The 7,660-nt window shown below is 59.8% G+C and carries 10 protein-coding genes; 6 read left to right on the forward strand and 4 right to left on the reverse strand.

All coding sequences use genetic code 11. From position 1 onward, the window contains the following. The 3 genes from EN984_RS14980 to EN984_RS14990 form a co-directional block, all read left to right on the forward strand. Positions 1 to 542 (forward strand): DUF2470 domain-containing protein (locus EN984_RS14980; protein ID WP_164765478.1); only part of this gene is annotated, 542 nt, incomplete at its 5' end. Between the two features lie 152 nt (positions 543 to 694). Next, positions 695 to 1,039, forward strand: a complete 345-nt coding sequence (locus tag EN984_RS14985) for a metalloregulator ArsR/SmtB family transcription factor (RefSeq protein ID WP_023809905.1) — start codon at positions 695 to 697, stop codon at positions 1,037 to 1,039. Positions 1,040 to 1,203: 164 nt separating this feature from the next. Next, the gene (locus EN984_RS14990; protein WP_127270377.1) at positions 1,204 to 2,019 is read left to right on the forward strand and encodes an RNA methyltransferase; all 816 of its coding nucleotides are present in this window, start codon (positions 1,204 to 1,206) and stop codon (positions 2,017 to 2,019) included. A gap of 91 nt (positions 2,020 to 2,110) precedes the next feature. Here the strand turns inward: EN984_RS14990 and EN984_RS14995 are convergent, their stop codons facing one another. Together EN984_RS14995 and EN984_RS15000 are read right to left on the reverse strand one after the other, a co-directional pair. After that, positions 2,111 to 3,247 (reverse strand): hypothetical protein, encoded by a 1,137-nt coding sequence (locus EN984_RS14995; protein WP_127270376.1) that lies wholly within the window; start codon positions 3,245 to 3,247, stop codon positions 2,111 to 2,113. Positions 3,248 to 3,437: 190 nt separating this feature from the next. Continuing rightward, positions 3,438 to 3,974, reverse strand: coding sequence for an EipA family protein (locus EN984_RS15000; RefSeq protein ID WP_236382921.1), 537 nt, complete (start codon positions 3,972 to 3,974; stop codon positions 3,438 to 3,440). A gap of 391 nt (positions 3,975 to 4,365) precedes the next feature. Between EN984_RS15000 and EN984_RS15005 the strand changes: the two genes are divergently transcribed. Together EN984_RS15005 and EN984_RS15010 are read left to right on the forward strand one after the other, a co-directional pair. Then, entirely contained in the window at positions 4,366 to 4,995 is a 630-nt protein-coding gene (locus tag EN984_RS15005; protein WP_127383807.1) for a histidine phosphotransferase family protein, read from the forward strand. 239 nt (positions 4,996 to 5,234) lie between these two features. Then, positions 5,235 to 5,639, forward strand: coding sequence for a response regulator (locus tag EN984_RS15010; protein WP_127383808.1), 405 nt, complete (start codon positions 5,235 to 5,237; stop codon positions 5,637 to 5,639). A gap of 102 nt (positions 5,640 to 5,741) precedes the next feature. Here the strand turns inward: EN984_RS15010 and ctrA are convergent, their stop codons facing one another. Further along, entirely contained in the window at positions 5,742 to 6,437 is a 696-nt protein-coding gene (gene ctrA, locus EN984_RS15015) for a cell cycle two-component system response regulator CtrA (protein WP_006203583.1), read from the reverse strand. Positions 6,438 to 6,889: 452 nt separating this feature from the next. Here ctrA and EN984_RS15020 point away from each other — a divergent pair, with 452 nt between their 5' ends. Continuing rightward, positions 6,890 to 7,267, forward strand: coding sequence for a flagellar export protein FliJ (locus tag EN984_RS15020; RefSeq protein ID WP_013529907.1), 378 nt, complete (start codon positions 6,890 to 6,892; stop codon positions 7,265 to 7,267). A gap of 86 nt (positions 7,268 to 7,353) precedes the next feature. Here EN984_RS15020 and EN984_RS15025 read toward each other — a convergent pair. Then, on the reverse strand, positions 7,354 to 7,660 hold a 307-nt coding region (locus EN984_RS15025; protein ID WP_164765479.1), incomplete at its 5' end, for a helix-turn-helix domain-containing protein.

Genomic DNA, 7,660 nt, shown 5'->3' on the forward strand with positions numbered 1-7,660 from the left:
TGCTCGGCGAACCGGGCAAGGGCGACCCGCTGGCGCACCCGCGCCTGACATTGATCTGCCAGGCGGCACGGCTTGAGCGCGGATCAGGCGAACACGCCCGCGCCGAGCGCCGCTATCTCAACCGCAATCCCAAGGCGAAACTTTACGCCGGTCTCGGCGACTTTTCGATCTTTCGCCTCGATCCGCAACGCGCCAGCCTCAACGGCGGCTTCGGCAAGGCCTATCAGCTCGATCGATCGGATTTGCTCGCCAGCGGACCGATCGTCGAGGAACTCGCGGCGCGCGAACAATCCGCCATCGACCACATGAACGCCGACCATCTCGACGCGATCGCCGTTTACGCACAGCATTTCGCCAAAGTATCCGGAAACGGCTGGAGTGTTGCCGGATTCGATGCCGATGGCATGGACCTGGTTTCGGGCGACGATGTTTGCCGGGTTTTTTACCCACAACCTCTGGCGGCGGCAGGCGAATTGCGGCACGTTCTGGTCGATATGGCCAAGGCCGGCCGAGCCATTGTCGACGCCGGGACGGAGACTTAATTATGCTGGACCAAAAGCAACACTTGAGATTTAAGTGAAATGCTCTACCTTTTGGTGACGCTGAATCGCCAGCGCCGATCGACAAGTGAATTTATGGAATCAGACGCCATTGCCCCCATGGCGTCGGGATGAACAGGAAGCATGGGGGATCGATGGTCTCGACAAAGCTAATCGTGAACGCCGAATCGGCGGCAGAGTTTCTCATGCTGATGGGCAATGAGAAGCGACTGTTGATCATGAGCTACCTCGCCGAAGGTGAGATGTCGGTTGGAGCCATTGCCGAGAAGGTGATGCTCAGCCAATCCGCCCTGTCCCAGCACCTCGCCAAGTTGCGGGCGCTCGACCTAGTCGAGACCCGCCGCGACCGGCAGATGATCTACTACTCCTGCAAATCCGACGCCGTGCGAGAACTGCTTGTCATGCTGGACGGCATTTTCGGCAGCGGCAAGGATGATCTGTCCCAGATGGCGCACCGTTTGCGCCGTGCTGGAACCTGACCACATAGCGCCGATCTCGCCGGCGTTTTCAGAGCGACATGCGCCCATCCGGGGCGCATAAAGCTGGCTGATTGTCCCGAATCGTCGCATCGTGCTTTCCAAACCAGGTGAGCGCCGGGAAGCGGTCCGGATTTTCGGGCCGATGCGACGGTCGCGAGGAATGCATGGATCCCATTCGCATCGACGACCCGCAAGATCCGCGCGTCGCTGCGTATCTCGACATTCGCGAGCGTGACCTCGCCGGCCGGCAAGGCCGCTTCGTCGCCGAAGGCAAGGTGGTGCTCGACCTGCTGCTCTCGACCGGGCGCTTTGCCGCCGAATCGATCCTGGTCCTGGAAAACCGGCTGGCAGGTCTCGACAACATCCTGAGCAAGGCGCCCGCCGACCTCCCGGTCTATGTCGCCACCAGCGCGGTGATGGACGCTATCGCCGGATTTCATATGCATCGCGGCATCCTGGCCATTGGCCGCAAGGGAGAGCCGCAGCCGGCCGAAGACCTGCTCGACGGCTTGCCGCCTCGGGCGCTGGTCGTGGTGCTCGTCGGCATCGCCAACCATGACAATGTGGGCTCGATCTTCCGCAATGCCGCCGCCTTTGGCGCTGACGCGGTCCTGCTGGATGCGACATGCTGCGACCCGCTCTATCGCAAAGCGATCCGCGTTTCGGTCGGCGCCGCGCTCAAGATCCCTTTCGCATCGTTCTCCGACACCGCCGGCTTCACGACGATGCTCGCCCGACGTGGCTTCGATCAATTCGCGCTGTCGCCACGCGGGAAGACCGACATCCGCGATGCGCAGCGCAGCAAGCGCCTGGCGCTCTATCTCGGCACCGAGGGCGAAGGCTTGCCGGACGACCTGCTCGCAAGCCTGCACGACGTGCGGATCACCATGGCGGAAGGCTTCGACAGCCTGAATGTCGCCGCGGCTTCAGCCATTGCGCTGCATCATTTTTCGGCCAGAGCAATTCCAGGAAAAGTGTGAAGCGGTTTTCCGTCCAGAATTGCGTCAAAGCAAAGAGTTAGGGCATTTCGCCGTTTCCGTGAAACGGTGAAATGCTCTAAGGAGGCCTGATTCAGCTTGTCGCGTCAGCCTTCTGCAGCGCGCGCACGCGGTCGGCAAGACTGCGGTCACCGTTGCCGGAGCGGGCGTCCGACGGTACTGCCAATGCCTTGGCGATCGGCGAACCAGGCCCCTCGAGCTTCGCCGTCAGATGGACGACCTCCGCCGCCAGCGCGTTCATCTGCTCGCGCAAGGCGGAGCTGCTGTCCGTGGCCTTGGACGCGGCCAGTGCGGTGAGGTCGGCCTTCAGCCGCTTGTTCTCGCGCGCCAGCGCCGTCAGCCTCGCCTCGAGCTGCTCACGGTCACTGTCGAGCTTGGCGATTGCCTTGTCCAAATCATCACTCCTGGCGACATCGCCGCCTTTGCCGACCAGCCGCAAGGCTGGCGCGCTGTCTTCGGATTTCGATCTTTCGCGCATGCGTGCCAGTTCCTTTTCGCGGCGGTCGAGTTTGTCTTCGCGATCGGCAAGTGTGGCCAGCAGCCGTTCGACCTTCTTGTCGAGTTCGGCGGTCCTTTTCTTCTCGGCTTTCAGGGCCTCCCGCGCGGCCTTGCTTTCGGCCGCGATTTCCTGGCCGCGCCTGTCGGCTTCCTTGCGCTGGCCGCGCAGCATCGCAATGTCACTGGCGAGCTTCTGCATTTCGGACTCTCGCGCCACGAGTTCGATCTGCCGGCTGCTCGAGGAAAAACTGGCGTCGTCATACATGCGCTCCAGCTTTTGCAGCTCAAGTGCACGCTTTTCCAGCTTGCGTTCGGTTTCCTTCAGACGCTCCGAAAGCTGCTGCAACTCGCCCTCTCGCTGGCGCAGCGCTTCGTTCTTCGCACCCAGTTCGGTCAGCGCCTGGTTCTTGTCCGTCCGCTCGACCGCCAGGCCCTTCATGGCCTCGCGACCGCGATTGATCTCGACCAGTTGTTCGGCCGTCTTCTCTCGCAACGCCTTGACGCTGATTTCCAGGCGGCGCGTCGTCATGGCGTATTCGGCGCGGATGCGATCCTTGTCCGCCTGGATTTCGGTTTGCGTCAGAGGGATCGAGGATTCGACGCGTCTGCGTGTAAGCGTGACCGCACGACGCCATATGGCCGGAGCCACCATGAGCGCCAGAAAGCCAGCACAGAGAAAGCCGAGGACGAAGAACAGGACCGACTGGACCAAGTGACTACCCGTTGTGGCCGGTAAGCATCAAACCAGATAAACCAAAAGCGCATGGAGCGCTTTGACTGTGCCACGTTGACATGGCGGAAATCCAGCGTTGCGGCAAGGGTTTGCCGCAACGCCACGAGTTTAATGCATGTCGACCCAAAAGCGGTCCCGGTTTTGTGCAACGACAGCCAAGGACTTCAGCTTAGAACGGATTCCAAGTGGCGCGCTCGGTAAGCTTCAGATAGCCGAGATTGACGCCAAGCCGGGCACCGACACCGGTGCGGATCGGCACCAAAACCACATTGTTGTTCTTCAGCACGTTGAAGCCGACGCCAGCCACCACATAGGCCGAACCGGCGACGCCGCCATAGCGGTTGTAGAGGCTGCCCACATCGTCGAGATTGTAGACCAGCATCATCACCCGCGACCCCTCGCCGCCGAAATCCCAGCCGAGCGATGGGCCTTGCCAGAACACTTTGTGGTCGCCGGCATTCTTGGTGTAGAGCGTGCCTTCGCCATAGGTCAGGCCACCGATCAGCGCGCCCGAGCCCTCTTCGCCCAGCAGATAGCCGTTGGGCAGGCCGTAGGAAGCAAAAATCTTCTCGACGACTGTGGCGAGCCCGCCTGATGTCGCGCCGAAGAACTTGTGACCGGAATCGACAATCTCCTGAGCGGTGTATTCCTGGGCCCGCAGGGCTGAAGTCGAGAAGACGAGAACGCCCAGGAGCGTGACCGCCATTGAGAAGACACGGAGAAAGCTCCGGTCGTAGTATCGGGAAAACATGCTTCCAATCTCCGTCAGGGAGCACCTTCGCCGACGCCTCGCACCCCGTACGGCTCTTTTAGCCGGCCGTTAAGGGTAACTGTTAGGGGCAAACTATGCCGTAATCCTTTTTCAACCATTAAGCTCCCACATGAACATGGCGGTTCGAAGGCTGTTTGGGGTCGCTCAAGTGGGGCCGGCAGCCTGCGTGAACACGCCATTTGCCACAACCACAATTTGGATTTGTTGCTGCACGCACGGGCGCTGTGTATTCAGAAAGCCCGAGGAGAGAGTGTGTGATTCGTGTGGCAGGCGACGATCGATCGCCCGGCCATGAGTTGTGAGATTTTGCAGGGATTTTTCGCCGATGGCCGATCTGTTCACCCTTTCCGCACCCGATCTGGCAGCGCTTTTGTGCAGCCGGGTCTGCCACGATATCATCTCGCCGGTCGGCGCGATCAACAACGGGCTCGAATTGCTTGATGAAGGCGGCGCCGACGAGGACGCCATGAAGCTGATCCGTCAGAGCGCCCGCAACGCTTCGGCCCGCCTGCAGTTCGCCCGCATCGCCTTTGGTGCCGCCGGCTCGGCCGGCATGTTGATCGATACCGGCGATGCCGAAGCGGTCGCCATCGCCTTCCTCAAGAACGAAAAGCCGGAACTGACCTGGAACGGGCCCCGCGCGTTGCTGCCCAAGAACAAGGTCAAGCTGCTGCTCAACCTGATCCTCGTCGCCAATGCCGCCATTCCGCGCGGCGGCAAGCTTTCCGTGACGCTGGAAAATCTTGAGACCGAACCTCGTTTCGCGCTTGCGTCGGCTGGCCCGATGCTGCGTGTGCCGCCGAAATTCCTCGAACTGCATTCCGGCCACAAGCCGGAGGAACCGATCGACGCGCATTCCGTGCAGCCCTACTACACGCTTTTTTTTTCAAGCAGAAGACGGCATACGATATCGATCCACGCGACGCCGGAAGAAATCGTGCTTTCTGCGGCCTGATTGCGCAGCCGATAAAGCGAAGTATTTCTACATTGAAATCTGTAATTCCAGCTCATCGACTTGAGATGCGTCTGGTCGTCCAGGCAGCGCCAAAGCATTCGCGAATAAAAGTAGGCACCTGCCTATCTTTGAAAAAATTTTACCTAACGCCTTTTCGGCTTCTTTACCAGATTGGCCTATGGTGCGTCCTGGATGCCCCCGACGCTACCGGACTGCCAGAAGGCAAAGAGGACCCGGAAATGAAACGCTGCATGTTCGTCGACGATTCAAGCGTCATCAGGAAGGTTGCAAAACGCATCCTGGGCGGCTCCGAAATGATTGTCATCGAGGCCGCCAGCGGACTGGACGCGCTGGAGATGTGCGCCGCCGATATGCCCGACATCATCGTCGTCGATGGCGCCTTGCCTGACGTACCGGCGGTCGATCTCATCCGTCGCGTCCGCGCCATGGAGAGCCCGATAAGGCCGCAGATCCTGATGTCCCTGGTCGAGCTCGATATTGCTTCGATCATGCGGGCCAAGCGAGCCGGCGCCCAGGGCTATCTCTTGAAGCCGTTCAACCGCCCGCAGCTGCTCGAGCGCTTTCGCACCTTGAAGAGCGCACCTGATTCGGTACCCTTGAGCAATTCCAGAAAAAGTGCGTGACGGTTTCCTGCTCAGCAGCCCAAAACAGACCCTTACCAGCCGTCATGCAAAAACCCGGCCGAAGCCGGGTTTTTTATGGAAAAGATTCGAGCGATTCGTCGCTCAGGCGCTGACGCGAATGTCTTCCGGTTCGCGCAGCACATAGCCGCGCCCCCAGACCGTTTCAATGTAGTTCTGACCGCCCGATGCCGCGTCGAGCTTTTTGCGCAGCTTGCAGATGAAGACGTCGATGATCTTCAACTCAGGCTCGTCCATGCCGCCATAGAGGTGGTTGAGGAACATTTCCTTGGTCAGCGTGGTGCCTTTGCGCAGCGAAAGCAACTCCAGCATCTGGTATTCCTTGCCGGTCAGGTGCACGCGCTGGCCGCCGACTTCGACGGTCTTGGCATCGAGGTTGACCACCAGGTCGCCGGTGGTGATGACCGACTGGGCGTGGCCCTTGGAGCGCCGCACGATGGCATGAATGCGGGCAACCAGCTCATCCTTGTGGAACGGCTTGGTCATGTAGTCGTCCGCGCCGAAGCCGAGGCCGCGCACCTTGTCCTCGATGCCGGCCATGCCGGAGAGGATGAGAATAGGTGTCTTGACCTTGGAAAGGCGAAGCGTTCTCAAGACCTCGTAGCCCGACATATCGGGCAGGTTGAGATCGAGAAGAATGATATCGTAGTCGTAGAGCTTGCCTAGATCGACGCCCTCTTCCCCGAGATCGGTCGTGTAGACGTTGAAACTTTCCGATTTCAGCATCAGTTCGATGCTTTGTGCGGTTGCACTGTCATCTTCTATCAGCAGAACACGCATTTCATTCCCCTTTTCTGCTGCCGGACCATTTCACGACCCGTCCGGACCCGGAGCAGTGGTTGCCTTGTGCAGAGGCTGCCATTGAATGGTTAACAAATCCTAATTTCCCGTCCATGACGGTACCAGATTTTTTAACCTCTTTCTACACCCTCTTGAATCTAATAACGAATCTCAGAACCAAATTCCTAATGCAACACATTAACAACCTGGACTAAGCGACTCCAGGGACTCATCGACGTCGCTTCCGCATCGGTGGCCGGAATTTTTACCCGGCCTTAAGTCCTGACCCGTATGATTAACAATGCCCGTAAACGAATGGTTACCGCCGGCAAAAAACTTTAGGGTTTTGTTTCCCATAGTTCGGGGAAAGGCGGTGGACACGGGTGCGGCCTGGGCGTTTCCAGGTGGTTTGGACGATAAGTGCGGGTGTGCGTTTCCGGGAGTACCGAATCATGAAGTCACGTGAAAACCTCGTTCGGCTGAAACAGTTTCAGGTGAATGAGAAGCGGCGGCAGCTGCTCCAGCTCGACATGATGATCGCCGAGTTCGAACGCATGGCCGTCGAGCTGGAGCTTCAGATCACCGCCGAGGAAAAGAAGGCCGGCATCACAGACATCAACCATTTCGCCTATCCGACCTTCGCCAAGGCGGCTCGCCTGCGCCGCGACAACCTCAGGAATTCCCAAAGCGACCTCGCCCAGCAGCGAAGCGCCGCCGAATCATTACTCGGCGAAGCTGAAGCGGAGCTTTCCAAGGCGGAAATGCTGGAATCGCGCGACACGAAGATCCGCGAAGCCGAAGTCGGTGGCCGCAGCGCCATGATCGGCTAAGACCTGGCGGTTTGCCGCACCAACGCTCGCCATCAGGCTGGCGCATTGTCGCGGCTTGCGGCTCCGGCGGGAAAAATGAAACCGCCCTACGCGGCCAAATCCCCTTCACTCTCGGCAATTGCCCTTGCACGGGCATCCTTGATATCCGGCGCATGCTGCTCCGCCCATGACCTGATCTGGGTAAGCAGCCCCGCCAGGTTCTGGCCGAGCTCGGTCAATTCATATTCGACGCGCGGCGGAATGACCGGGAAGATCTCGCGCCGCACCAGGCCGTCGCGCTCGAGCACCCGCAGCGTCTGCGTCAGCATCTTCGGCGTGATGCCCTCGAGCTTCCGGGCAAGCTCGCCATTGCGCAGCCGGCCTTTGCGCAGCGCGCAAACCACCAGATAGACC

Source organism: Mesorhizobium sp. M7A.F.Ca.CA.004.12.1.1, from assembly GCF_003997835.1.
Lineage (GTDB): Bacteria > Pseudomonadota > Alphaproteobacteria > Rhizobiales > Rhizobiaceae > Mesorhizobium.

Bases quoted from the DNA above. Each gene is read 5' to 3' on its own strand.
- EN984_RS14990 (WP_127270377.1), top strand. From the start codon at position 1,204: ATGGATCCCATTCGCATCGACGACCCGCAAGATCCGCGCGTCGCTGCG.
- ctrA (WP_006203583.1), bottom strand. From the start codon at position 6,437: ATGCGTGTTCTGCTGATAGAAGATGACAGTGCAACCGCACAAAGCATC.
- EN984_RS14985 (WP_023809905.1), top strand. From the start codon at position 695: ATGGTCTCGACAAAGCTAATCGTGAACGCCGAATCGGCGGCAGAGTTT.
- EN984_RS15005 (WP_127383807.1), top strand. From the start codon at position 4,366: ATGGCCGATCTGTTCACCCTTTCCGCACCCGATCTGGCAGCGCTTTTG.
- EN984_RS15020 (WP_013529907.1), top strand. From the start codon at position 6,890: ATGAAGTCACGTGAAAACCTCGTTCGGCTGAAACAGTTTCAGGTGAAT.
- EN984_RS15010 (WP_127383808.1), top strand. From the start codon at position 5,235: ATGAAACGCTGCATGTTCGTCGACGATTCAAGCGTCATCAGGAAGGTT.
- EN984_RS15000 (WP_236382921.1), bottom strand. From the start codon at position 3,974: ATGGCGGTCACGCTCCTGGGCGTTCTCGTCTTCTCGACTTCAGCCCTG.